The organism is Streptomyces sp. BI87, assembly GCF_025957665.1.
In the GTDB taxonomy this organism is placed as follows: domain Bacteria; phylum Actinomycetota; class Actinomycetes; order Streptomycetales; family Streptomycetaceae; genus Streptomyces; species Streptomyces albidoflavus.
Window position 1 is genome coordinate 6,391,825 of the sequence record NZ_CP110079.1, and the last position, 24,047, is coordinate 6,415,871.

A 24,047-nucleotide genomic window follows, 5' to 3' on the forward strand; every position below is an offset into this window, starting at 1 on the left:
TCGTCAGGGCACCTGCACCCAGTCCAGGGTGCGTTCCACGGCCCGCTTCCAGTCCGCGTACCCCGCCGCGCGCTGCTCCTCGGCCCACTCCGGCTCCCAGCGCTTCGACTCGTGCCACTGGGAGCGCAGTTCGTCGGTGTCGCGCCAGAAGCCGACGGCCAGCCCGGCCGCGTAGGCGGCGCCGAGGGCGGTGGTCTCGGCGACCACCGGGCGGCTGACCGGGACGCCGAGGACGTCGGCCTGGATCTGCATGCACAGGTCGTTGGCGGTGACCCCGCCGTCGACCTTGAGGACGTCGAGGTGGACGCCGGAGTCCTGCTCCATCGCCTCCACCACGTCGCGGCTCTGGTAGCAGATCGCCTCCAGCGTCGCCCGCGCCAGATGGCCGCCGCTGTTGTACCGGGCCAGACCGACGATCGCGCCCCGGGCGTCCGAGCGCCAGTAGGGGGCGAACAGACCCGAGAAGGCGGGCACGAAGTACGTGCCGCCGTTGTCCTCGACGGTCCGCGCCAGTTCCTCGCTCTCCGGCGCCGACTTGATGATCTTCAGCTGGTCGCGCAGCCACTGCACCGCGGACCCCGTCACCGCGATGGAGCCCTCCAGCGCGTACACCACCGGCTCGTCGCCGAACTTGTACGCCACCGTGGTCAGCAGCCCGTTCTCCGAACGGACCAGCTCGGTGCCGGTGTTCAGGACGAGGAAGTTGCCGGTGCCGTAGGTGTTCTTGGCCTCGCCGGGCGCGAAGCAGACCTGGCCGACGGTGGCCGCCTGCTGGTCGCCGAGGACCCCGCCGATCGGGACGGCGCCGCGCAGCGGCCGGGAGGTGCGCGTGGTGCCGTACGCCTGCGCGTCCGAGGACGGGTTGATGGTGGGGAGCATCGACCGGGGGATGCCGAAGAAGCTCAGCAGCTCGTCGTCCCAGTCGAGGGTCTCCAGGTCCATCAGCATGGTGCGGCTGGCGTTGGTCACGTCGGTGGCGTGGATGCCGCCGTCCGGACCGCCGGTCAGGTTCCACAGGACCCAGGCGTCGGTGTTGCCGAAGATCGCGTGGCCGGCCTCCGCGGCCTCCCGCACCCCCTCGACGTTCTCCAGGATCCACTGGATCTTGCCGCCGGAGAAGTACGTGGCCGGCGGCAGCCCCGCCTTGCGGCGGATGACGTCGCCGCGCCCCGAGCGTTCGAGGGCGGCGGCGATGGCGTCGGTCCGGGTGTCCTGCCAGACGATGGCGTTGTAGTAGGGCCGCCCGTTGCGCGGGTCCCAGACCACCGCCGTCTCGCGCTGGTTGGTGATGCCGATGGCGGCCAGGTCGCCCGCCGACAGACCGCCGTACCGCAGGGCGTTCTGCATCACCGAGTTGGTGCGCTCCCAGATCTCCACCGGGTCGTGCTCCACCCAGCCGGAGCGGGGCAGGATCTGCTCGTGCTCCAGCTGGTGCTTGGCGACCTCGTTGCCGCTGTGGTCGAAGATCATGAATCGGGTGCTGGTGGTGCCTTGGTCCACCGCACCGATGAAGTCCGCCATGATGTGCTGCCTCTCCGGCTGGTGCCGTCAGCTCTGGGAGCGCGGGGCGCGCCCGGGGGGCTCGGGGAGTTCGGTGGGCAGGAGCCGTCCGACGAAGAACTTGTACAGACCCGCTCCGAGCAGACCGCCGACCAGCGGGCCCAGGATGGGCACCCAGAAGTAGAGATTCCCGTACTGATCTCGCCACGCCCCGCCGTACCCGGTGAGGAAGCTGGCGAGCCTCGGGCCGAAGTCGCGGGCCGGGTTGATCGCGTAGCCCGCGTTGGTGCCCCACGCCATGCCGATGCCGACGACGATGAGGCCCGTGATGAAAGGACCCATGTTGGCGGCCGGCGCCGTGTTGAGCATGTCGGTGACCGCCATGATGAGCAGCAGCAGGATCGCGGTGCCGATCACCTGGTCGCGGAACGCGCCCCACTCGTACACCGGCAGTGCCGGGTTGCCGTTGGCCGGCAGGGTGGAGAAGACGGTCTGGGTCTTGACGGTGTGGCCGGGGTCGACCTTGGCCAGCGCCTCGCTGTAGTTCCAGCGCACCAGCAGGGCCGCGACGAAGGCGCCGGCCGTCTGCGCCAGCGCGTAGGGCAGCACCTTGGCCCAGGAGAAGCCCCGGAACGCGGCGAGCGCCACGGTGACCGCGGGGTTCAGGTGGGCGCCGCTCAGCCGCGCCGCCACGTAGACGCCCAGGGTGACACCCAGGCCCCACGCCCACGAGATGCTGTCGTGGTCGCCGAGGCCGCCGGGCGGGTCGGTCAGTTCGCCCGCGGCCACCTGGGCCACCACACCGCATCCGAAGAGGATGAGGATCATCGTGCCGGCGAACTCCGCCGACATCTCCTTCAACAGTCCCGACTTCGCGCGTGGCTCAGCCATGGAAGCTCGCCCTCCGCCGGCTGGGCCGGCACTCGACATCCCGAGCAGTGCGAGCAGGCTATGTTTCCGGGCCGAACCCCGCACACCAGGACGAACCAGGCGTGGCAGACGGGTGGTTCGGCGGTCCGGGAGCGGCCCCGGGCGCCCGCCTCAGGTGGCGTCCGGCACCTCCTCGCCGGCGGCCTTCGGGGTGTGCGCCTCGCGGCGGCGCCGGGCGTCCTCGTCGGTGCGCGCGTCGTACGTGACGAGCTTGGGCAGGGCGGCGGTGAGCAGGCCCACCGAGACGACGCAGGCGAGGCCGCCGGTCCAGACGGCCGGGCGGGCGCCGGTCCAGCCGGCCATCGCACCGGCCCGCACCTGGCCGAGCTGGGGGCCGATACTGTAGGAGAGGACCTCGATCCCGGCCAGCCGGCCGCGGAGTTCGTCGGGGATGGTCTGGTTCCAGATGGTGGAGCGGCCCAGTCCGCTCAGCATGTCGCCCGCTCCGGCCAGCGCCAGGCAGACCAGTACCAGCCAGACGTCCGACATCCACCCCGCCGCCGCGATGGCCAGCCCCCAGCCGGTGGCACCGAAGACGACGAGCAGCCCGTGCCGCCGCGTCCGCGAGGCCCAGCCGCTGGTCAGGCTCACCAGCAGGGAGCCCACCGACCCGGCCGCGTACATCAGGCCCAGCGACCAGTCGGCGTCCAGCTCGTCGGCGAGGAAGGGGAAGATCGTGTTCGGGAAGGCGAAGAACATCGCCGCCAGATCGATCGCGTACGTCCCCAGCAGCACCGGCCGCGACCAGGCGTAGCGCGCCCCCTCCGCGATCCCTCTGAGCGAGGGCTTCGCGGCGTTCTCGGAGGGCGGGGCCGGGGAGAGCCGCAGGCACATCAGCACCGACACGGCGAAGCAGGCCACCGTGGTGGCGTACGCGGGGACGTTGCCCGCGTACGCGACGACCAGCCCGGCAGCGGCGGGGCCGGCGATGGCCCCGGCCTGCCAGCGCAGCGCGTTGAGCGCGGCCGCCGCGGCCAGCTGCTCGTGCGGCACGATCCGGGCCAGCAGGGAGTCCAGCGCGGGCCGTTGCAGCCCCGCCAGCGCGGCCACGCCCGCCGCGACCACGTACAGCGGCCACAGCATCGGCTCCGGCAGCATCGAGTTGACCAGCAGGATCAGCGCCAGCAGCCCGAGCCCCGCCTCGGTCGACACGATGACCCGCGCCCGGTCCACGGCGTCCGCCAGCGCCCCGCCGTACAGCCCGAAGACGACCAGCGGGACCAGCTCGACCGCGCCCATCGCCCCCACGGCCAGCGGCGATCCGGTCAGCTCCTTGATCTGGAGCGGCAGCGCGACCAGCGCCATGGTGGAACCGAAGAAGGTGATGAGGCCCTGCCCCCAGAGCAGCCGGAAGTCACGGGAGGAGCGCCAGGGGGAGAGGTCGGGCAGGACGGCCGCGAACGTGGACTTCACGGGCGGCCGCCTTCACGCGGGCGGGACGGGGACATGGCGGTACTCCACGAGGTGCTGGGGCCGAAGGTGCCGGTTCACCCACGCCCGGCCACAGGGCGGTCGTCGTGGAGTGGCTGCGCGCAGCCGGAGCGAGCAACTTAGGCAAGGCTTACTTGCAGGGTGCACTGTAGAAGCGTGCCCGCCGCTGCCGCAATCGATGGATCGGGACACTCGATGTAGTGATCCGGGCAGGCCCGCTCCCGGGCGTCCGCTCCTCAAATCGTGACATTCATCCCATAGCGGTACGCTGATTCGGGCGGTGCCGAGGGGATGACGCTGCCCCACGCCTGGGCGCCGGTACGGACGCCCAGCCCCACGACGCGCGGGAGGAAAGATGAGCAACCCCGAGCAGGACCCGAACCAGCAGGAAGGCCCCGCGGACGGTGGCGCGGCCGGCACGCCGGGTGTCCACGACGGTGGTGCCGACGGCGCCGCCGAGGGTCCCGCGGACGGCGGTGCTGCGGGTACCCCCGGTGTCCACGACGGTGGTGCCGACGGTGGCGCGGAAGGGCCGGCCGACGGTGGCGCGGCCGGTACGCCCGGGGTGCACGACGGCGGAGCCGACGGCGCCGCGGAAGGACCCGCGGACGGCGGTGCGGCGGGCACGCCGGGTGTCCACGACGGTGGTGCCGACGGCGGCGCGGAAGGACCGGCGGACGGCGGTGCGGCCGGTACGCCCGGCGTGCACGACGGTGGAGCCGACGGCAGCGCCGACGGGCCCGGCCGGGGCCGTTGACCACCCTCCGGACCGCACACGAGGACCCCGGCGCCACCGGCCCCGGGGTCCTCGAAGCGCGTCTGACGGGCCTGAGCCGCGAGGAGTTCGCCCGCGACTTCTGGGCCCGCACCGCCCTGCTCAACCGCCGGGCCGGAGACTTCTCCGGCCTCTTCTCCGCCGCCGCCGTCGACGAACTGATCGCCCGCCGGGGACTGCGTACCCCCTTCCTCCGCGTCGCCAGGAACGGGGCCACGCTCCCCGACACCGCCTTCACCTCGCCCGCCGGCGTCGGCGCCACCATCGCCGACCAGCTCGACGACACCGCCCTGTGGCGCCAGTTCGCCGACGGCGCCACCCTCGTCCTCCAGGCGCTCCACCGCACCTGGGAGCCGGTCGCCCAGTTCTGCGCCGGGCTCAGCACGGAACTGGGCCACCCCGTACAGGCCAACGCCTACGTCACCCCGCCGCAGAACCGCGGCTTCGACGACCACTACGACGTCCACGACGTCTTCGTCCTCCAGATCGAGGGCACCAAGCGCTGGCTCGTCCACCGGCCCGTGCATCCCGACCCGCTCCGCGACCAGCCCTGGACCGACCGCCGCTTGGCCGTAGCCGAGGCCGCCGCGAGCGAGCCGTACCTCGACGTGGTGCTCGCACCCGGCGACGTCCTGTACCTCCCGCGCGGCTGGCTGCACGCCGCCCAGGCGCAGGGCGCCGTCTCGGTCCACCTGACCCTGGGCATCCACACCTGGACGCGGTACGCGCTGGCCGAACAACTCGCCCAGGCCGCCCTCGCCACCCTGCGCGAGGACCCCGCGATGCGCGCGACGCTCCCGCTCGGCGTGGACGGGCCCGGCGCCGACCTGGACCTGGTCCGCGAAAGCCTCACCGCCGCCCTGGCCCAGGCCGACCCCGCCCCCCTCTTCCACCGGGCCCGGCGCGCGCAGGGCAGACCCGCACCACTGGGACCGCTGGCCCAGCTCGCGGCCGTCGACACGCTCGGCCCCGACACTGTCGTACGGCTGCGCGGGGCGCTCGCGCCCCGGCTGGAGGGCGCCCGTCTCACCACCCGGGCCGGCTGGCTCGACTTCCCGGACGCCGAACTCCCCGCCGTGGCCCGCCTGCTCGACGGCGCGCCCCACCGCGCCGCCGACCTGGGCGTCGCGCTCGTCGCGCGCCTGCTGCGGGCGGGTGTCCTGGTCCCCTCCGACGAGCCCGCCGCAGACGGTGACTGACCTCCCCCGCTTCTTCTGCGCCGACGCGGCACGCCGCCGCGGCGACCCGCTCGCCGGGACCGCTCCCTTCGGTCTCGTCTGGGTCCTCATCGAGTACCCGGGCGGCTGGCCCCCCAACGGCTTCGACGGCCTCGACCTCGAACCGGGCGTCAAGGCCCTGGTGTTCGCCGCCGCCCAGTCGGTCAAGGCCCGCATCCTCCTGATCCGCCGCCACGGCCGCCGCACGCTCGGCGGCCCGCGCCGCTGGGCCGTCCTGCGGTACGCCGGCTCCGGCGCCCACCGCCAGCAGTGGGGGACCTGGACCCGCGACGAGGAACTGGCCGGAATCGTCGCCGCCCTGGCCGCCCCTGGCGAGCCGGGCCTGCCGCCCGTCGTCCTCGTCTGCGCCCACGGCCTGCACGACACCTGCTGCGCCGTGCGCGGCCGGCCCGCGGCCCGCGCCCTGAGCCAAGTGCACCCCGAACTCGTCTGGGAGTCGACCCACGTCGGCGGCGACCGCTTCGCCGCCAACGTGGTCGCCCTGCCCGACGGCGTCTACTACGGCGGCCTCGACGCCGCCACCGCCGTCACCACGGTCGAGGAACACCTTGCCGACCGCATCCACGCCAACCACCTGCGCGGCTACACCGACCTGGTACCCGCCCAGCAGGTGGCGGTCACCGCCGCCCTCCACCACTTCGGCCCCGCAGGCCGCCACGCCTGGACCGTCACCGCCACCACCCGCCTCGACGACCACTGGCACGTCCACCTCACCGGCCGCCCCCCACGCCCGGCCACCCTCGACGTGGAGGTCCACTCCCACCGCACACCCCCACGTCAACTGACCTGCCGCGGCCTGGCCAGAAGCTCGACGGTCGTCTACGAGGCCACTTCGCTGCGCTGGAGCTGACCTCCCCAACCGCAACTTCCCAGTAGCAAACGTTTCTTCGGGCTTTCGGCGTGCCAGCCCTCCCGCCCCGTGAGGGCTTCCCCGATGTACGCGAACACTGTTCGAACTGCGCCGTCTCATTCCTGTGAGGCCCTAACATCCTCGGCGGATATCCGCTAGGGGGAAAGGCATGGCGCATGACGTTACGGATGGCAAACCCTGGGGACTTGGAACACCTGGCGAAACTCCTCGACGGCCGCGACGGCCTGGCGGACCGCCTGGACGAGGCCTTCACCCGCGCCGCGCAACTCGGCGTGACCGGCCACCTGGCCCCCCTGAAACCCCTGCGCCCCTGGACCCGCGACCAGGCCAAGGACCTCCGCATGCGCGCACTCCGCCTGCGCCTGGAGCACGGCGACCCGACAGCCGGGCTGCTGCTCGTGGGCGCCACCCCCAAGGAGTTGGAGAAGTACGGCCCGAAGATCACCCCGGAGACCTTCCTGCTGGCCAACTCGGTCGCCGCGAGCGACGCCCCCGAAGCGAAAAAGCTGGGGCGACGGAAGGGCGAGATGTTCGGCGACTGGATCGCACGGCTCGAAGCACATGCCCTGGTGCAGGTTCCGGGGGTGAACCTTCACGAGCCGTCACTTGTCGAGTTCATCAAGATCGGCGGGGATGCCTTGAACGTGGCGGCTGCGGCGCAGACCGTGGTGGGGAGCGGGTTCTCCATTGCCAACGTGCAGTTGGGAAACTCGGTGAAAATCGGCAAGCTTGGCCCGCTGAAAGCCCGTTTGGAGGACCGCTGGACGGCATCCGGGCGCAGCTTCTTCGTCCGTCGTGCGGGTGTGTTCCTTCAGAAGTACACCCCGCCCATCCGCTCCCTGTCCGCGCCTGGTAGCTGGCTTCCTGGCCAACTCGGCAACATGGCTGCCGGAAGCCCGGCATACCAGATGGTCGCTGATGTTCCGTTGACCTCCGGAATTCTGGGTGACCGCTGGGGGCGCGTTTGGGACTCCGCCCGCGGCAACCGATTGATGGACGCCAGGTGGCTGCGCACCACACCCAACCAGTTGCTCAACTTCTTTGCGGGGTCCGACGAGGTGGCCGCGCTGCATGGCGGTCTGACTCACTCGGGTCAGGAAGTGAAACGAGCGGCACAGGCCAGTCTGTGGAAGATCGGGCGAAGCGGGGGGCTCCGTGCTGCGGTGAAGGCCGCGGGAGCGTGGCGAGCATCGGGCGTCGTCGGGTCTGCGGTCGCAACGGGCTTCTCTGTTGCCGACATCGCGACCATGGATCATGAAAGGGAGTGGAAGAAGAGCAAGCCCGGGTACCTGGCCAACTACGCGGAGACTGGTTTCAACGCCTCCCTGACGTTGGCGACGGTCGCCCCCAACCCGGTGACCGTCGGGCTCGCGGTGGGGACTGGTGTCGTCTACGGGGGGGTGAAGGTCGTGGAGCATTGGGACGATGTGAAGAGGGGTGCAGGTGGCGCTGTTGACTGGGTGGGGGAGAAGGCGAGTGAGGTTGGTGGGGAAATCGCAGACGATGCCAAGAGGCTCGCCATCTCCCTCAATCCGTTCGACTAGCGGCGACGACGCCTGGGCGACTGCCGAAAGCGATAGGGCATGGAATATGGGAGCGGTGTAGTGAAGTTCGAACTGGCAGCTTATGAGAATGGCGGTAATGCCCGGGACGCCAAGGAAGGGCTTCAAGGGGCGGTGGGGCGCTTCGGGTACGTCATCGTCGAGCACGCCAAGGTCTATCGGCGTGCGGAGAGGGGGATGGATTCCGTTCGGCTGAGCGGCCCCAGCTTCCCGGTGACGGTATTTCGAGGTAAGCGCAGAAACAGTCAGCCTTCTCTGGCCAAGGCGGAACTAACCCTCGATGCGCGCCCTGTGGGACTGCGGTTCAACAGTCGAGCCGTGCGCAAGCAGGACCGGGCTTTGCGTATTTCTTACGACGGGCGGGAGTACATCTACTCCTCGGATGGCATGGGCAAGCCGAATTCCCTGGTCCGGGACGGTGTACGCATCACTCTGGAGCTTGGCGACTTCATTCCGTCGGTCGGTATGTGCCGCAACGGGGAGGCCGTGGGGCCGGTTGACCCTGTGGACCTGGCCATTGCCATCGTCCTGGAGGAGGTGGACACCGATGCCCTCACCTTGTCAGGGGCTGCCCTCTCCTCTCCGTTCGCGCTCATGCACCACCTTTCGGACACAGCGGAATAGCTGCTGTTGGAGACGTGACTGAGCTGCGCCGAGGGGGACTCGAACGGAGTGCTGGCCGACGACGGCGGGTGAGTGCGGTTCGTGGGCATGTGAGGTGATGGAATATGGGAGTGAAGGCGGGCGGGGCGGTGACAAGGCAGGGCTGAGGGGGGCCTCGGCGCATTCGGCCCGGTCACGGTGGAGCTTTTATCCCTTTTCGCCCTCATGTGCCAACTGTTCGACAGAATTGACTAGCGGCAGTCCGCCTGCCCGGCGGCACCCCACCCCCGCACCCCGCGTCATACCGCTCCCACACCAGCTCCGCCACCGGCTCCCGCCGGCCCAGTGCCCCGCCGACCCAGCGTGCGCCCGTCCCCCGTAGCCGGTCCAGGAAGAAGCCCGGTGCCAGGAGGTGGGCTGCTACGGCCACGTCGGTGTGGCCGTGGGAGTGCCAGGTGGTCACGGCGTCTGCCGGGTCGGGCCCCGTGCCGCCGAGGAAGGCGGGGGTCACCGGGGCGTTCAGGTGGGTGGCGAGGAGGTGGGCCGAGTGGTGGGTGTCGGCCCGGGCGCGGGGGTCGGTGGAGCCGGCCGCGGCCAGGACGACCGGGGTGGGGCCGGGAGGACGGCCCGCGCGGGCCAGTTGGGCGGCGGCCGCCTCGGCGAGGCGGGGCGAGGGGCCGAGGGCGGGGGCCACGCGTACGCGGGCGGCGTCCGGGCCGGTCAGCAGGGCGGGGATGTCGGTGCGGACGTGGTAGCCGCGGGCCAGGAGCAGGGGGACCGCGACGACGGGGCCGGGGAGGCGGGCGAGGGCCTGGCTCACCGTCGGCTCCACCAGGCCCAGCCAGGCCAGTTCCACGCGTGTGCCCGGTCGCAGGCCCCGTACCCGGGCGGTCAACTCCCGTACCACGCGGATGCCTTCCTGGTCGCGGGTGCCGTGGGCGAGGGCGAGCAGGGTGGGGGCCGCAGGTGCGTGGTCCGTCGGGGTCATCGGTCGGTCTCCAGTCGGTAGCCGCGTTTGGGGACGGTGCGTACCAGGCCCGCGTGGGGTCCCAGCGCGCGGCGCAGGCGGGTCACCGCGGCCTCCACGGCGTGTTCGTCGGCCTCCTGGCCGGACCAGGCGCGGCGGAGCAGTTCGCGGCGGCTCACCACCCAGCCGGGGCGCTCGGCGAGGACCCGCAGGACCCCCGCCGACATGGGTGTCAGCCAGACCGCCTCTTCGGCGCCGGTGGTGCCGGCGGTGTCGCCGAGGAGGAGCGCGTTGCCCTGGAGCAGGAGGCGGCGGCCGCCGGCCGGGATGACGCGGCTGTCGCGGCCGGGCAGGGTCGCGGTCAGCAGGTGCACCATCGCGCCGAGCCTGCCGCGGTCCGGCCAGACCGGCTCCACCCCGGCATCGAGCAAGGGCCGGGCGCAGACCGGCCCCACGCAGAGCGGCAGTACGTCCCGCCGCAGCCGCTCCAGTACGCCGTCGTACCGGCCCACCGCCGCCGCCTCGTCGAGGAAGGAGGCGATGGCGGGCGCGGAGGTGAAGAGCAGGGCGTGCACCTCGCCGCGGGCGGTGTACTCCGCGAGCCGCCGCGCCGGTTCGGGGTCGGCGGGCGGCGCCCAGCGGTAGACGGGGACCTCCACCACCTCCGCGCCCCGCTCCCGCAAGGCCGCCACCAGGCCCGGCAGCGGCGTGCCGTGCTCCTGGACCGCGATCCGGCGGCCGGTCAGTTCCTGGGCGAGCAGGTGGTCCCGTAGCTCGTCCACCGCCTCCGACGCGGGGGCGTACGCCTCGGTGATGCCGCTGGCGCGGACCGCGCCCGTCGCCTTCGGCCCGCGTGAGAGGACCTGGGCCGCACGGCAGGCGGCGGTGAGGGCGGAGCCGTGGCCCCAGCCCTCGGCCGCGCTCATCCAGCCGCGCCAGCCCACCCCGGTCGTCGCCACCACGTAGTCCAGCGGCGCGGCCAGGCACCGTTCGGTGGCCGCGCGCAGTTCCGCGTCGTTCTCCAGCGGCACGATGCGCAGCGCCGGCGCCTCCACCACCCTGGCGCCGCGCCGCCGCAGCAGTGCGGTCAGTTCCTCGCGTCTGCGGGCCGCCGTGACACCCACCGTGAATCCGGTGAGCGCGGCGGCCGTCTCCCTCGTCCCGGCCTTCATCCGGGCAGGCTCGACGGGCGCGGTTTCCCGGCAGTTGCCCGGCCGTCACGGGCCGGTTACCAGGGCGGGCAGCCGTGTTACGGAAGATGTCGCCGAGCGCACCGGCCCGCCCGGAGGCTGTGCGGGAGCCGTAGCGGAGGCGCAACGGCCGCGCACCCGCCGCGAAACCGCGCCGCCCCAGGCTCGGGCCCATGACCACGACCGACACCCACTGCCCGTACTGCGCCCTCCAGTGCGGCATGCGGCTGGCTCCCGGCGCGGCGGGCGAGCCGCCCCGGATCACCGGGCGCGAGGAGTTCCCCGTCAACCGCGGAGCGCTCTGCGGGAAGGGGCAGTCGGCCGCCGCCCTCCTGGCCCCCGCCGCCCGCCTCACCGAACCCCTCGTCCGGGACGCGGCGGGCGGGCTGCGCCCCGCCACCTGGAGCGAGGCGCTCGACCGGACGGCGGAGGCGATGCGCCGGGCCGCCGAGACGTACGGCCCGGACGCCGCGGGCGTCTTCGGCGGCGGTGGGCTCACCAACGAGAAGGCGTACCTGCTCGGCAAGTTCGCACGGGTGGCCCTCGGCTCCGCCGCCATCGACTACAACGGCCGCTTCTGCATGTCCTCGGCCGCCGCCGCCTCCCGCGCCGCCTTCGGGCTCGACCGGGGGCTGCCCTTCCCGCTGGCCGACATCCCGCGCACCGGCTGCGTCATCCTGGTCGGCTCCAACCCGGCCGAGACGATGCCGCCGGCCGTCCGCCACCTGCGGGAACTGCGGGAGAACGGCGGGACCCTGATCGTCGTCGACCCGCGCCGCACCCGCACCGCGGAACTCGCCGACCTCCACCTCCAGCCGCTGCCCGGCACCGACCTGGCCCTCGCACTGGGCCTGCTCCACCTGGTGGTCGCCGACGGCCACGTCGACGAGGAGTTCGTCGCCGCCCGCACCACCGGCTTCGAGGCCGCGCGGGCCACCGCCATGGCCCACTGGCCCGAACGCGTCGAAGCCCTCACCGGCGTCCCCGTCCCCGCCCAGCGCGAGGCCGTACGCCTCTTCACCGCCCGCCCGCACGGGATGGTCCTCACCGCCCGGGGGCCCGAGCAGCAGAGCAAGGGCACGGCCACCGTCGGCGCCTGGATCGACCTCTGCCTCGCCACCGGCCGGGCCGGGCGCCCGTACAGCGGCTACGGCTGCCTCACCGGGCAGGGCAACGGCCAGGGCGGGCGCGAACACGGCCAGAAGGCCGACCAGTTGCCCGGCTACCGGTCGCTGGAGGACCCCGCCGACCGGGCCGCCGTCGCCGCCGTGTGGGGCGTCGACCCCGGGCACCTGCCCCGCTCCGGCACCTCGGCCTACGAACTCCTCGACCGCGCCGGCCGGCCCGGCGGTGTACGGACGCTGCTGGTCATGGGCTCCAACCCGGTCGTCTCCGCCCCCGACGCCGGGCACGTCACCCGGCGGCTGCAAACCCTCGACCACCTCGTCGTCTGCGACTTCGTCCTCTCCGAGACCGCCCGCCTGGCCGATGTCGTGCTGCCCGTCGCCCAGTGGGCCGAGGAGACCGGCACCCTCACCAACCTGGAGGGCCGCGTCCTGCTGCGCCGCGCCGCCCTCGCCCCGCCGCCGGGCGTCCGCACCGACCTGCACGTGCTGCACTCCCTCGCCGCCCGTCTCGGCCACCCGCACGGCTTCCCCGAGGACGCCGAGGAGGTCTTCACCGAACTGCGCCGCGCCACTGCCGGCGCCCCCGCCGACTACGCCGGCATCAGCTACGACCGGCTCACCGGCGAACCCGGCCTCCACTGGCCCTGCCCTGACCCCGGCCACCCCGGTACACCGCGCCTCTTCCTCGACCGCTTCGCCCACCCCGACGGACGCGCCCGCTTCGCCGCCCCGACCCACCGCCCCTCCGCCGAGGAGCCCGACAGCGCCTACCCGACCCGGCTGACCACCGGACGCACCGTCCACCACTACCAGAGCGGCGCCCAGACCCGCCGCGTCGCCGCCCTGACCGCCGCCGACCCGGGACCGTACGTCGAACTCCACCCCGAGCTCGCCGACACCCTCGGTGCGGGCGACGGCGACCTCCTCCTCGTCACCAGCCGGCGCGGTACCGCCACCGCACCGGCCCGCCTCACCAAGGCCATCCGCCCCGACACCGTCTTCATGCCCTTCCACTGGCCGGGCGAGGGCCGCGCCAACTCCCTCACCCACGCCGCCCTCGACCCCGTCTCGCGCATGCCGGAGTTCAAGGTCTGCGCGGTACGCGTGGAGAAGGCCCCGCCCGCCGGGGAGGCCCGGCCGTGAGCGCGCCCCGCACCCTCGCCGTCGTCGGCGCCGGCATGGCCGCCGCCCGCCTCGCCCAGCAACTCGAAGCCCTCGGGGCGGACACCGAAGTCACCCTCTACGGCGGCGAACCCGAAGCCCCCTACAACCGCGCCCTGATCGCCGACGTGCTCACCGGCCGGCACCGCCCCGCCGACCTCGCGCTCCCCGTCGGCGCGGCCCGGCTGCGCACCGGCAGCGAGGTCGTCGCCCTCGACACCGCCGCTCGCACCCTCACCCTGGCCGACGGCGACCGCGCCCACTACGACGACCTCGTCCTCGCCACCGGCGCCAACCCCGTCCTGCCGCCCCTGCGCGGCCTCTTCGCCGCCGACGGCTCCTGGCGCACCGGACTGCACGCCCTGCGCTCCCTCGCCGACTGCGCCCGCCTCGCCGCCGACGCCGCCACCGCCCACCGCGCCGTCGTCGTCGGCGGCGGCGTCCTCGGCGTCAGCGCGGCCCGCGCCCTCGCCGCGCTCGGCCTGCCCGTGGAGATCGTCCACCAGGGCCCGCACCTGCTCGAACGCCACCTCGACGAGGGCGCCGCCCACGCCGTACGGCAGGCCCTGGTACGCCTCGGCGTCGAGACCTGCCCGGTCAACCGGGCCCGCGCCCTCGACGGCGAGGACCGGGTCGCCGGCGTCACCCTCGCCACCGGCCGCCGCCTCGACGCCGACCTCGTCGTCCTCGCCTGCGGGGTCCGCCCCCGCACCGGCCTCGCCCACAGCGCGCGACTGCCCGTGGGCCGCGGCATCCAGGTCGACGACACCCTCGCCTGCGCCCCCGGCACGTACGCCATCGGCGACTGCGCCGAGCACCGGGGCACCGTCCACGGCCTCGCCGCCCCCGCCTGGGACCAGGCCGACCTGCTGGCCCGGCGGCTCTCCGGCGCCGACCCCGACGCCCGCTGGACCGGTACCCGCACGCTGGCCCGGCTCACCGCCGGGCCGCTGGAGTACGCCGCGTTCGGCGTCGGCGAGGCCCCGGCCGACGCCGACGTCCTCTGCCTCGGCGACGCCACCCGCGGCACCTACCGCCGGCTCGTCCTGCGCGGCGACCGCCTCCTCGGCGGCGCCCTCGTCGGGGACCTCGCCACCGCCGGGACGCTCAGCCGCGCCTGGCTCGAAGGCCGCCCGGTCGGCCCCGACCCGCTCTCCCTGCTCCTCGCCCCGCCCGCGCCCGCCCGTACCGCCCTTCGAGAGGCAACGCCATGACCCCCTCCCGCCGCACCCCCGCACGCCGCGAACTGGTCCTCGTCGGCCACGGCATGGTCGGCCAGCGCTTCCTGGAAGCTCTCACCGAACAGCCCGGCGCCGACGCCTGGCACATCACCGTCCTCGCTGAGGAACCCCGCCCCGCCTACGACCGCGTCCACCTCACCAGCTGGTTCGACAGCGCCAGCGGGGACGGGCTCGGCCTGTGCCCCGAAGGCTTCCTGGAGCGGCACGGCATCACCCTGCACCTCGGGGACCCGGCCGTCGCCCTCGACCGGACCGCCCGCACCGTCACCAGCGCCGCCGGCCGCGTCCTGCCGTACGACGCCCTGGTCCTCGCCACCGGATCGGTGCCCTTCGTGCCGCCCGTGCCCGGCCACGACCTCCCCGGCTGCCACGTCTACCGCACCATCGAGGACCTGGAGGCCATCCGCGCCGATGCCGCCCGGGCCGAGGCGGGCGTCGTCGTCGGCGGCGGACTGCTGGGCCTGGAGGCCGCCGGGGCGCTCAAGGGGCTCGGACTGACCACGCACGTCGTCGAGTTCGCGCCGCGCCTGATGGCCCTCCAGGTCGACGACGGTGGCGGCGCCCTGCTCCGTACCCGCATCGAGGAACTCGGCGTCGCCGTCCACACCGGCACCGCCACCTCCGCCGTCCGCGCCGGAGCCGACGGCCGGGTGGCCGCCGCCGTCCTCTCCGACGACACCGTCCTGACGGCCGGACTGGTGGTCTTCGCCGCCGGGGTCCGCGCCCGCGACCAGCTCGCCCGCACCGCCGGACTGCCGGTGGGGGAACGCGGCGGCATCGTCGTCGACGCCACCTGCCGCACCGGGGACCCGCACGTCTGGGCGATCGGCGAGTGCGCCCAGGCCGCCGACGGACGCGTCTACGGCCTGGTCGCCCCCGGCTACGCGATGGCCGAGACCGCCGCGCGTCAACTCTGCGGCACCGACGCCTCCTTCACCGGCGCCGACCTCTCCACCAAGCTCAAACTCCTCGGTGTCGACGTGGCCGGCTTCGGCGACCCGCACGGCACCGCCGAGGGCGTCCAGGAGGTCACCTACCGCGACACCCGCGCCGGCGTCTACAAGAAACTCCTCGTCGGCCCCGACAACGCCCTGACCGGCGGCGTCCTCGTCGGGGACACCGAGGCGTACGGCACCCTGCGCGCCCTCACCCTGGCCGGCGAACCGCTGACCGTCCCCGCCGAACGGCTCGTCCTGCCCGCAAGTGCCCAGGGCGACGAGCCGGCCCCCGCCCTGCCCGACTCCGCCGTCGTCTGCTCCTGCCACCACGTCACCGGCGGCGCCGTCCGCGAGGCCGTCCGCACCCAGGGGCTGACCGACGTCGCCGGGGTGAAGCGGTGCACCAAGGCCGGTACCGGCTGCGGCAGTTGCGTCTCCGCCCTGGCCGGGCTGGTCAAGGAGAGCCTTGCCGAACAGGGCGTCGAACCCGCCCGGGGCCTGTGCGAACACTTCCCGCAGACCCGCGCCGAGCTGTACGAGATCCTCCGCGTCACCGGCCTCACCACCTTCACCGGCCTCCTCGCCGCCCACGGCACCGGCGAGGGCTGCGACATCTGCAAACCCGTCGTCGCCTCGATCCTCGCCACCCTGGAGCCCGGCCACGTCCTCGACGGCGAACAGGCCGCCCTCCAGGACACCAACGACCACCACCTCGCCAACCTCCAGCGCAACGGCTCGTACTCCGTCGTCCCCCGCGTGCCCGGCGGTGAGATCACCCCCGCCCAGCTCATCACCCTCGGCGAGGTCGCCCGCGACTTCGGCCTCTACACCAAGATCACCGGCGGCCAGCGGATCGACCTCCTCGGCGCCCGCGTCGACCAGCTCCCCGCCGTCTGGCGGCGCCTGGTCGACGCCGGCTTCGAGTCCGGCCACGCCTACGGCAAGGCGCTGCGCACCGTGAAGTCCTGCGTCGGCGAGACCTGGTGCCGCTACGGCGTCCAGGACTCCACCGCCCTCGCCATCGCCCTGGAACTGCGCTACCGGGGCCTGCGCGCCCCGCACAAGCTCAAGTCCGCCGTCTCCGGCTGCGCCCGCGAGTGCGCCGAGGCCCGCGGCAAGGACTTCGGGATCATCGCCACCTCCACCGGCTGGAACCTCTACGTCGGCGGCAACGGCGGCGCCACGCCGCGCCACGCCGACCTGCTCGCCACCGACCTCGACGAGACCGCGCTCATCCGCGCCATCGACCGCTTCCTGATGTTCTACATCCGCACCGCCGACCGCCTGGAGCGCACCTCCGCCTGGCTGGAACGCCTCGACGGCGGCCTCGACCACGTCCGCGCCGTCGTCCTGGAGGACAGACTCGGCATCGCCGCCGACCTCGACGCCCTCATGGAACGCCACGTCGCCCACTACGCCGACGAGTGGGCCGGCGTCCTCGCCGACCCCGAACGCCTGCGCCGCTTCACCTCCTTCGCCAACGCCCCCGACGTGCCCGACCCCACGGTCACCTTCGTCCCCGAGCGCGGCCAGGTCCGCCCCGCCCGCCCCGGCGAGCCCGGCAGCCCCCTCGACGGCCCGCCCGGCACCCGCGTCCTGATCCCGCTCACCCCCGTCGCCCGCCCCGTCCAGGAGGCCCGCCGATGACCGCGCCCACCGACCCCGTCCGCACCCTCGTCGAGATCCACGACGGCACCGCCTGGGTCCCCGTCGTCCCCTACGAGGAACTGACCCCCGGCCGAGGCGTCCCCGTCCTCCTCGGCACCGAGCAGATCGCCCTCTACCGCGACACCGCGGGCCGGCTGTACGCCCTCGACCACCGCGACCCGTTCAGCGGCGCCTACGTCATGGCTCGGGGCCTGCTCGGCAGCCGTGCCGGTGTCCCCGTCGTCGCCTCCCCCATGTACAAGCAGGCCTTCGACCTCCGCACGGGGGAGTGCCTGGACGAGGAGGGCGGGCCCGAGGGCGCGCCCGCTCGGCTGCGGGTCTGGCCGGTGCGCACCGGCACCGGCCCCGCCTGACCCTCCGCCACCGAGCTCCGCAGTCTCCGAAAGGCCCGCCATGACCACCTCCCTGCGCCCGCCCCCCACCCCGTCCGGCACCTGGAACCCCGAGGACCCCGTCTTCTGGGCCGCGACCGGTGCCAGGACCGCCCGCCGCAACCTCGTCTGGTCCGTCTTCTCCGAGCACGTCGGCTTCTCGGTGTGGAGCCTGTGGTCGGTCCTCGTCCTCTTCCTCGGCCCGGAGTACGGGGTGGACGCGGCCGGCAAGTTCCTGCTGACCGCCCTGCCCACCGCCGTCGGCGCCTGCCTGCGAGTGCCGTACGCGAGCGCCGTGGCGGTCTTCGGCGGGCGGCTCTGGACGGTGGTGAGCGCCCTGCTCCTGCTGATCCCGGTGCTGACCACCGCGGCCCTCCTCGAACCAGGGGTCTCCTACTCCACCCTGCTCCTGTGCGCCGCCCTCGGCGGCTTCGGCGGCGGCAACTTCGCCTCCTCCATGGCCAACGTCAACGCCCTCTACCCGCAGCACCTCAAGGGCTGGGCCCTCGGCGTCAACGCGGGCGGCGGCAACCTCGGCGTCCCCGCCGTCCAGCTCGCCGGGCTAGCCGTCCTCGCCACGGCCGGCGCCGGACACCCCCGGCTCCTGGTCCTCCTCTACGTACCGCTCGTCGCCGGGGCCGCCGTCGCCGCCGCCCTGCGCATGGACGACCTGCGGCTGCCCCGCGCCACGTACCCCCTGCGGGCGCTGGCCGTCCGCCGCCACACCTGGCTCGTCTCGTTTCTCTACATCGGCACCTTCGGGTCGTTCATCGGCTTCTCCTTCGCCTTCGGCCAGGTGCTCCAGGTGCAGTTCGCCGACGCCTTCGCCACGCCGCTGGACGCCGCCTACCTCACCTTCCTCGGCCCGCTCCTCGGCTCGCTGGCGCGCCCCTGGGGCGGCAGGCTCGCGGACCGCTTCGGCGGCGGGCGGGTGACGCTGTGGACCTTCGCCGGGATGGCCGCCGGAGTGGTGCTCGTGCTGCTCGCCTCCCGCGCCCACTCGCTGCCGCTCTTCGTGACCGCCTTCAGCGCCCTCTTCGTGCTGAGCGGTGCGGGCAACGGCTCCACGTACAAGCTCATCCCCGAACCGGCCACCGACCCCCGGGACCCGGTGAGCCGGGCCCGGGACTCCGCGCTCATCGGCTTCGCGGGCGCGGTCGGAGCCTTCGGCGGGGTCCTGGTCAACGTCGCCTTCCGCCAGTCCTTCCTGACCTCCGGCGACGGCGACCTCGCGTACGCCGCCTTCCTCGCGGTCTACGTCCTGTGCGGCGCCGTGACCTGGAAGGTGTACGCCCGCCCGGGCACCTGAGGCCGGGCCGTGGACATCAGGCCCCGGAGCGGCACCGCTCCGGGGCCCGGTCCTGCCCGCACGTCGCCACGGCGTAGGTCACCAGCCCGTACGCGAGGTGCGGGACGATGTCCGAGGCCCAGTCCTTGGCCGACCAGGTCCGCGGATCGCTGACCTTCGTCCCCGCCATCGGGAGGTCGGCGGCAGCCATGGCGAGGGCGCCGGTGAGGGGCCCGCCCACCCACCACGGCAGACGCAGGCCCGCGCCGTGCAGGACGGCGACGGCGGCCCCCGTGCCACAGCCCGCGGCGATGCCCGCCAGGGCGCCGAGGCCGGTGAGCCGGTGGGTCCGGGTGGAGCCCTCGCCGGGGACCGGGTGCCCGGTGTCCTCGGCCAGCCGCTCGACGACCTCCCCGGGGGCTCCGCTGGAGCCTCTTCCCCGGTAGGCCATGTCGGCGTAGGTCACGGCGTCCAGCACGGTGGTGCCGGCGGCGCCGGCGATGAGGCCTCGGACAAGGTTTCGCAGCATGCCCGAGGGGGTTCCCGGTCACCGGCCTGTCTGAAACCTGCCGCATTACCGGCTTTGCGCGCATGCCGGGAGGGCCGGCCGCGGGGTCAGCTGCCGGTGGCCGACTTCCAGGCGTCGACGTGGCGGTCGAGGTTCTCCCCGACGGCGGCCCAGTCCGGGGTGAAGATCTCGACGCCCTCCATCAGCCGGGACAGGGCCACGGCGTTGGGGTCGGTCGCCTCGACGTCCTCGCGTGCCGCGAAGCCGCCGCCGACGGCGCTGACGTCCCGCTGGGCGCGCTCGGAGAGGAGGAAGTCGAGGAGCTTCTTGCCGTTCTCCGAGCGCGGAGCGCCCTCGACCAGGCCGGCGGCGTAGGGCAGGGCGAAGGTGGTGGCCGGGCCGTCCCCCTTGGCCGGGAACCAGATGCCGAGGTGGGGCATCTCCTTCGACTGGGCGAAGTTCATCTGCACGTCGCCGTTGGCGGCCAGGAGTTCGCCCTTGTCGACCTTGGGGGCGAGCTTGCCGGTGGAGGCGGACGGGCCGACGTTGTTGGTCTGGAGCTTCTTCAGGTACGCCATCGCGGGCTTCTCGCCGCCGAAGTCGTGCATCGCCTTGATGAGGACGGCGGTGCCGTCGCCCGCGACACCCGGCGTGGAGTACTGGACCTTCTCCTTGTAGGCCGGGGCGAGCAGGTCCTCCCAGGAGGTGGGCGGGGTCTTCAGCCGGCTCTTGTCGTAGATGAAGCCGAAGTAGTTGTCGACCACGGTGGTCCAGGCGCCGTTCGCCGCCTTGCCCGCCTCGCCGACCTGCTCCGAGCCCGCAGGCCGGTACGGCTTCAGCAGTCCCCTGGTGTCGGCCTGCTGGATGAAGGGCGGCAGCGTGACCAGCACGTCCGCCTGCGGGTTGGACTTCTCGCGCAGGGCGCGCTGGACCATCTCGCCCGAGCCGCCCTCGACGTAGGCGACCCCGATGCCGGTCTCCTTCTCGAAGTCGGCGAAGACCTTGTCGTACCAGCCGTCGCCGCCGTCGCCCTTGAGGCCGTCGGCGCTGTAGACGGTCACGGTCTTGGCGTCGGCGGCGTCCGAGGCGCCGCCGCAGGCCGCGAGGGCTCCGGTGAGGACGAGGCAGCCGGCGGCTGCCGTGAGGGACCTGAAGGACCTGAGGGAAGTGCGCATGGGTGTCCGGCTCTCCTGAAGGGGTGGTGCGAGCGGGGAAGGGAAAAGGGGGGAGGGTTCAGCGGTACGAGGCGCGGTTGCGTACGCGGGAGACCGCGAGCAGGACCAGGAGGGTGGTGGCCATCAGGACCGTGGCCACCGCCGCGCCGGTGAAGAGGGAGCCCCGGTCGGTGGCGGCGAAGATCTGCACCGGCAGCGGCGTCCAGTCGGGCGGGTAGAGCATCATCGTGGCGCTCAGCTCGCCCATGGACAGGGCGAAGCAGAGCCCGGCCGCGCCGGTGAGCGAGGGCAGCAGCAGCGGCAGCCTGATCCGCCACAGGACGTAGGCCGGGCGGGCGCCGAGGCTGGCCGCCGCCTGTTCGTACGCCGGGTCGAGGCGGGCCAGTGCCGCCGAGACCGACTGGTAGGCGAAGGCGGTGACGAGCACGGTGTGGGCGAGGATCACGATCCAGCGCGTGCCGTTGAGCAGCACCGGCGGCTGACTGAAGGCGACCAGCACCGACAGGCCCACCACCACCGACGGCACCGCCACGGGCAGCACGAAGAGTGCGTCCAGCAGCCGCCTGCCGCGCCGCCCCAGCCGGGCGGCGGCCAGCGCGGCCCAGCCGCCGGCGAGCAGCGCGAGGAGACTGGCCGTGACCGCGGTGACCAGGCTGGTGGTGAGCGCCGCCAGCGCATCGCCGCTGGTGGCGGCGGTGTAGTGCCGCAGGGTGGGGCCGGAGGGGAAGGCGCCGGACCAGTGGGTGGCCAGCGAGGCGGCGACGACGACCAGCAGCGGCAGCGCGAAGAGGGGCAGGAAGAGCAGGAAGAAGAGGAGCTGCGCGGCCAGCCGCGCGGCCCGGCTATGCACCAGCACGACAGCTCACCACCCGGTACAGGCCGTAGAGGCCCACGGAGAGGGCGATGTTGACGACGGCGACGACGCAGGCGGCCGGATAGTCGGACTCCAGGATCGCCTTGCTGTAGACCAGCATCGGCAGGGTCGTGACGTCCTTGGCGCCGGTGAACAGGACGATGCCGAACTCGTTGAGGCAGAGCACCAGGACCAGACTCCCGCCCGCCGCCAGCGCGGGCAGCGCCTCCGGCAGGATCACCCGGCGGACGATCCGCGCGGGCCGCGCCCCGAGCGAGGAGGCCACCTCCAGCTGGGCGGTGTCGAGCTGCGAGAAGGCGGCGAGCAGCGGGCGCATCACGAACGGCGTGAAGTACGTGATCTCGGCGAGCAGCACCCCCCACGGCGTGGTCAGGAAGTGGAACGGCCCCTCGGCCCCGCCGGTGACGCCCGTCCAGATGCCGTTGGCCATCCCGGCGTTGCCGTAGACGAAGAGCAACGCCAGGGTGATCAGGAAGGACGGGAAGGAGAGGAAGACGTCGACGAACTTGGCGACGGCCTTCGCGCCGGGGAACGGGACGAAGGCGATGACCAGGGCGAGGACGAGACCGAGGACCAGGCAGCCGGCGGTGGAGCCGAGCGCCAGCCAGACCGTGGTGGTCAGCGCCTGCCGGAAGGAGGCCGAGGCCAGCACCTCGGCGTACGGGGCGAGCGAGGTACCGCCCTCGTCCGGGGTGACGGACTGCTGGACGACAAGCACCAGCGGGTAGAGGAAGACGCAGGCGAGGAGGGCCACCGGGGGGAGGACCCACACCCACCCCGGAGCGCCGGAGCGGGGGCGCGGGACCTCACGGAGTGCCGGCGCGGCGGAGACGCTAGACACCGGCACCTCCCGGGGCGGCGGCCGCGACCGGCGCGGCGGCGGCGAGCAGGACGGCGTCCTCGGCCGCGAAGTGCAGCGTCACCGGGGAGCCCAGGGCGGGCGGGTCGCGCAGTTCCCGCAGGTCGGCGAGGACCGCCTGGCCGTCCACGTCGACCCGCAGGCGGTGGGTCGAGCCCCGCCACTGGAGGTCGGCGAGGGTGCCGCGCAGGGCGTTGGGCCCTTCGCCCAGCCCGACCAGGTGCGGACGCAGGCACAGGGTGGCGGCCGAGCCCCGGGCCGCGCCGCCGGTCGCCACCGACAGGGTGTGCCCGGCGAGGTCGACCGTGCCCTCCCGTACGCCGACGCGGACCGGCAGCAGGTTGGCGTTGCCGACGAACGAGGCGGTGAACTCGGTGCGCGGGCGCCGGTACAGCTCCTCGGGGGTGCCGCAGTCCTGGAGCCGGGCCCGGTCCATGACGGCGATCCGGTCGGCCAGGGTCAGCGCCTCCACCTGGTCGTGGGTGACGTACAGGATGGAGACCTCGGGCAACTCTCGGTGCAGGCGCGCCAGTTCGGCGAGCATTCCGGAGCGCAGCTGCGCGTCGAGCGCCGAGAGCGGTTCGTCGAGCAGCAGGACCGAGGGGCGGATGGCGAGGGCCCGGGCGATGGCGACCCGCTGTTGCTGTCCGCCGGAGAGTTCGCGCGGGTGGCGGCGGGCGTACGCCTCCATGCCGACCTGGGTGAGGGCCTCGGTGACCCGCTCGCGGGTCTCGGCCTTGGGGACCTTGCGGGCCCGCAGGCCGAAGGCGACGTTCTCCTCGACCCGCAGGTGCGGGAAGAGCGCGTACTGCTGGACCACCATGCCGATGCCGCGCCGGTGCGGCGGCAGCCCGGTCACGTCGCGGCCGCCGAGGTGGACCCGCCCCGAGGCGGGCCGGACGAACCCGGCGACGGCGCGCAGCGCGGTGGTCTTGCCCGAGCCGGACGGCCCGAGCAGCGCCATCACCTCGCCCGGCTCCACGCTCAGGTCGAGCCGGTCGAGGACCACCTGCTCGCCGTAGGCGACGGTGACCTGGTCGAAGCGGATACCGGCCGCCGCGCCCGTCATGCTTCCGCCCCGGCGAGCAGGCCCGGCAGCTCGGCGACGGAGCCGAGGACGTGGGTGGCGCCGTGCCCGGCCAGCTGCTCCCGGTCGTGCGCCCCCGTCAGGACCCCGGCGACGACACCGGCGCCTGCCCGCACCCCGCTCAGCATGTCGTACGAGGTGTCGCCGGCCACGGCCACCTGGCGTACGTCGTCCACGGCGCCGGTGCGCAGGAAGGCGGCGAGGACCATGTCCGGGTGGGGGCGGCCCCGGCCGCCCGCGTCGGCCGGGCAGAGCGTCAACTCCACCAGCTCCCGCCAGCCCAGCGCGTCCAGGGATGGCGTCCTGGGTGACGCGCGCGAAACCGGTGGTCAGGACGACGGTGCGGCCCGCCGCCCGCAGCTCCTCGACCGCCGCTCGGGCCCCCGGCAGCGCGGTGACCCGCCCCTCGCCCACGCGGGCGGCGTACGCCTCCTCGAAGGCGGTGTTGGCGAGGCGGGCGCGTTCCGCGTCGCCGAAGAGGTGGCGGAAGACGGAGATCTTCGACTCGCCCATGGTGGCGCGGACGTGGTCGAGGTGGGCGGCGTGCTCGGCGGTGCCCGGCTCCACGCCGAGCCGCGCGGCCGCGGCGGAGAACGCCTCCTCGACCAGGCCGCCGTCGGCGACGGTGGTCCCGGCCATGTCCAGGACGACGAGTCGGTAAGGGGTGTGCGTGGTCATCTCTT

20 protein-coding genes and 1 pseudogene are annotated in these 24,047 nt (G+C 73.8%); 10 read left to right on the top strand and 11 right to left on the bottom strand.

The genetic code is table 11. The annotated features are described in order from the left end of the window. Window positions 1-3: 3 nt before the first annotated feature. The 3 genes from glpK to OIM89_RS28690 all read right to left on the bottom strand — a co-directional run bounded on the left by glpK (window position 4) and on the right by OIM89_RS28690 (window position 3,843). The gene (gene glpK / locus OIM89_RS28680) at window positions 4-1,521 is read right to left on the bottom strand and encodes a glycerol kinase GlpK (protein WP_264491728.1); all 1,518 of its coding nucleotides are present in this window, start codon (window positions 1,519-1,521) and stop codon (window positions 4-6) included. A gap of 27 nt (window positions 1,522-1,548) precedes the next feature. Then, window positions 1,549-2,391 carry an MIP/aquaporin family protein gene (locus OIM89_RS28685; RefSeq protein WP_030697404.1) on the bottom strand — a complete coding sequence of 281 codons (843 nt, stop codon included), beginning with the start codon at window positions 2,389-2,391 and terminating at the stop codon, window positions 1,549-1,551. A gap of 150 nt (window positions 2,392-2,541) precedes the next feature. Then, on the bottom strand, window positions 2,542-3,843 hold the full coding sequence (locus tag OIM89_RS28690; RefSeq protein ID WP_151170255.1) for an MFS transporter: 1,302 nt from the start codon (window positions 3,841-3,843) through the stop codon (window positions 2,542-2,544). Between the two features lie 373 nt (window positions 3,844-4,216). Between OIM89_RS28690 and OIM89_RS28695 the strand changes: the two genes are divergently transcribed. The 5 genes from OIM89_RS28695 to OIM89_RS28715 all read left to right on the top strand — a co-directional run bounded on the left by OIM89_RS28695 (window position 4,217) and on the right by OIM89_RS28715 (window position 8,931). Beyond that, on the top strand, window positions 4,217-4,618 hold the full coding sequence (locus OIM89_RS28695) for a hypothetical protein (protein WP_047140679.1): 402 nt from the start codon (window positions 4,217-4,219) through the stop codon (window positions 4,616-4,618). Then, window positions 4,615-5,835, top strand: coding sequence for a cupin domain-containing protein (locus OIM89_RS28700; RefSeq protein WP_264491729.1), 1,221 nt, complete (start codon window positions 4,615-4,617; stop codon window positions 5,833-5,835). Before OIM89_RS28695 ends, OIM89_RS28700 begins: the two co-directional genes overlap by 4 nt. Continuing rightward, complete coding sequence (locus OIM89_RS28705; protein ID WP_226964937.1) at window positions 5,828-6,724, top strand: sucrase ferredoxin; 897 nt, start codon at window positions 5,828-5,830, stop codon at window positions 6,722-6,724. The genes OIM89_RS28700 and OIM89_RS28705 overlap by 8 nt, the downstream gene beginning before the upstream one ends. Window positions 6,725-6,930: 206 nt before the next feature. Further along, on the top strand, window positions 6,931-8,289 hold the full coding sequence (locus tag OIM89_RS28710) for a PE-PGRS family protein (protein ID WP_319802332.1): 1,359 nt from the start codon (window positions 6,931-6,933) through the stop codon (window positions 8,287-8,289). 60 nt (window positions 8,290-8,349) lie between these two features. Beyond that, on the top strand, window positions 8,350-8,931 hold the full coding sequence (locus tag OIM89_RS28715) for a hypothetical protein (RefSeq protein ID WP_264491731.1): 582 nt from the start codon (window positions 8,350-8,352) through the stop codon (window positions 8,929-8,931). 202 nt (window positions 8,932-9,133) lie between these two features. Here the strand turns inward: OIM89_RS28715 and OIM89_RS28720 are convergent, their stop codons facing one another. Beyond that, window positions 9,134-9,898: a sirohydrochlorin chelatase gene (locus tag OIM89_RS28720; protein ID WP_264296892.1), complete on the bottom strand. Its 765-nt coding sequence runs from the start codon at window positions 9,896-9,898 to the stop codon at window positions 9,134-9,136. Then, a complete protein-coding gene (locus tag OIM89_RS28725) occupies window positions 9,895-11,049 on the bottom strand; it encodes a uroporphyrinogen-III synthase (protein WP_264491732.1) in 1,155 nt (384 codons plus the stop codon). Before OIM89_RS28725 ends, OIM89_RS28720 begins: the two co-directional genes overlap by 4 nt. A 191-nt stretch (window positions 11,050-11,240) precedes the next feature. On the opposite strand from OIM89_RS28725, the gene OIM89_RS28730 reads away from it, so the two are divergent. The 5 genes from OIM89_RS28730 to OIM89_RS28750 are packed head-to-tail and all read left to right on the top strand — an operon-like array spanning window position 11,241 to window position 18,882. Then, the gene (locus OIM89_RS28730) at window positions 11,241-13,337 is read left to right on the top strand and encodes a molybdopterin oxidoreductase family protein (RefSeq protein ID WP_030697412.1); all 2,097 of its coding nucleotides are present in this window, start codon (window positions 11,241-11,243) and stop codon (window positions 13,335-13,337) included. Further along, complete coding sequence (locus OIM89_RS28735) at window positions 13,334-14,569, top strand: NAD(P)/FAD-dependent oxidoreductase (protein ID WP_264491733.1); 1,236 nt, start codon at window positions 13,334-13,336, stop codon at window positions 14,567-14,569. Before OIM89_RS28730 ends, OIM89_RS28735 begins: the two co-directional genes overlap by 4 nt. Next, window positions 14,566-17,181: a nitrite reductase large subunit NirB gene (nirB, locus tag OIM89_RS28740; RefSeq protein WP_264491734.1), complete on the top strand. Its 2,616-nt coding sequence runs from the start codon at window positions 14,566-14,568 to the stop codon at window positions 17,179-17,181. Before OIM89_RS28735 ends, nirB begins: the two co-directional genes overlap by 4 nt. Further along, window positions 17,178-17,555: a nitrite reductase small subunit NirD gene (gene nirD / locus OIM89_RS28745; protein ID WP_047467554.1), complete on the top strand. Its 378-nt coding sequence runs from the start codon at window positions 17,178-17,180 to the stop codon at window positions 17,553-17,555. The genes nirB and nirD overlap by 4 nt, the downstream gene beginning before the upstream one ends. Window positions 17,556-17,595: 40 nt before the next feature. Beyond that, a complete protein-coding gene (locus OIM89_RS28750) occupies window positions 17,596-18,882 on the top strand; it encodes a nitrate/nitrite transporter (protein WP_226964934.1) in 1,287 nt (428 codons plus the stop codon). A gap of 16 nt (window positions 18,883-18,898) precedes the next feature. Here OIM89_RS28750 and OIM89_RS28755 read toward each other — a convergent pair whose 3' ends face one another. The 6 genes and pseudogenes from OIM89_RS28755 to OIM89_RS28780 all read right to left on the bottom strand — a co-directional run bounded on the left by OIM89_RS28755 (window position 18,899) and on the right by OIM89_RS28780 (window position 24,042). Beyond that, window positions 18,899-19,390: a hypothetical protein gene (locus OIM89_RS28755; protein WP_030697417.1), complete on the bottom strand. Its 492-nt coding sequence runs from the start codon at window positions 19,388-19,390 to the stop codon at window positions 18,899-18,901. Between the two features lie 86 nt (window positions 19,391-19,476). After that, the gene (locus OIM89_RS28760; RefSeq protein ID WP_264491735.1) at window positions 19,477-20,544 is read right to left on the bottom strand and encodes a 2-aminoethylphosphonate ABC transporter substrate-binding protein; all 1,068 of its coding nucleotides are present in this window, start codon (window positions 20,542-20,544) and stop codon (window positions 19,477-19,479) included. 58 nt (window positions 20,545-20,602) lie between these two features. Then, the gene (locus OIM89_RS28765) at window positions 20,603-21,400 is read right to left on the bottom strand and encodes an ABC transporter permease (RefSeq protein WP_030697419.1); all 798 of its coding nucleotides are present in this window, start codon (window positions 21,398-21,400) and stop codon (window positions 20,603-20,605) included. Continuing rightward, complete coding sequence (locus OIM89_RS28770; protein ID WP_247861563.1) at window positions 21,387-22,259, bottom strand: 2-aminoethylphosphonate ABC transporter permease subunit; 873 nt, start codon at window positions 22,257-22,259, stop codon at window positions 21,387-21,389. Before OIM89_RS28770 ends, OIM89_RS28765 begins: the two co-directional genes overlap by 14 nt. Then, the gene (locus OIM89_RS28775) at window positions 22,252-23,346 is read right to left on the bottom strand and encodes an ABC transporter ATP-binding protein (RefSeq protein ID WP_264491736.1); all 1,095 of its coding nucleotides are present in this window, start codon (window positions 23,344-23,346) and stop codon (window positions 22,252-22,254) included. The genes OIM89_RS28770 and OIM89_RS28775 overlap by 8 nt, the downstream gene beginning before the upstream one ends. Then, window positions 23,343-24,042, bottom strand: a pseudogene (locus OIM89_RS28780) (phosphonatase-like hydrolase). The gene OIM89_RS28775 and the pseudogene OIM89_RS28780 overlap by 4 nt, the downstream one beginning before the upstream one ends. Window positions 24,043-24,047: the final 5 nt, after the last annotated feature.

What these genes read in the sequence shown, in the direction of transcription:
- glpK (WP_264491728.1), bottom strand. Translation starts at nt 1,521, where the DNA reads ATGGCGGACTTCATCGGTGCGGTGGACCAAGGCACCACCAGCACCCGA.
- OIM89_RS28720 (WP_264296892.1), bottom strand. Translation starts at nt 9,898, where the DNA reads ATGACCCCGACGGACCACGCACCTGCGGCCCCCACCCTGCTCGCCCTC.
- OIM89_RS28730 (WP_030697412.1), top strand. Translation starts at nt 11,241, where the DNA reads ATGACCACGACCGACACCCACTGCCCGTACTGCGCCCTCCAGTGCGGC.
- nirB (WP_264491734.1), top strand. Translation starts at nt 14,566, where the DNA reads ATGACCCCCTCCCGCCGCACCCCCGCACGCCGCGAACTGGTCCTCGTC.
- OIM89_RS28725 (WP_264491732.1), bottom strand. Translation starts at nt 11,049, where the DNA reads ATGAAGGCCGGGACGAGGGAGACGGCCGCCGCGCTCACCGGATTCACG.
- OIM89_RS28755 (WP_030697417.1), bottom strand. Translation starts at nt 19,390, where the DNA reads ATGCTGCGAAACCTTGTCCGAGGCCTCATCGCCGGCGCCGCCGGCACC.
- OIM89_RS28685 (WP_030697404.1), bottom strand. Translation starts at nt 2,391, where the DNA reads ATGGCTGAGCCACGCGCGAAGTCGGGACTGTTGAAGGAGATGTCGGCG.
- OIM89_RS28775 (WP_264491736.1), bottom strand. Translation starts at nt 23,346, where the DNA reads ATGACGGGCGCGGCGGCCGGTATCCGCTTCGACCAGGTCACCGTCGCC.
- nirD (WP_047467554.1), top strand. Translation starts at nt 17,178, where the DNA reads ATGACCGCGCCCACCGACCCCGTCCGCACCCTCGTCGAGATCCACGAC.
- OIM89_RS28760 (WP_264491735.1), bottom strand. Translation starts at nt 20,544, where the DNA reads ATGCGCACTTCCCTCAGGTCCTTCAGGTCCCTCACGGCAGCCGCCGGC.
- OIM89_RS28750 (WP_226964934.1), top strand. Translation starts at nt 17,596, where the DNA reads ATGACCACCTCCCTGCGCCCGCCCCCCACCCCGTCCGGCACCTGGAAC.
- OIM89_RS28695 (WP_047140679.1), top strand. Translation starts at nt 4,217, where the DNA reads ATGAGCAACCCCGAGCAGGACCCGAACCAGCAGGAAGGCCCCGCGGAC.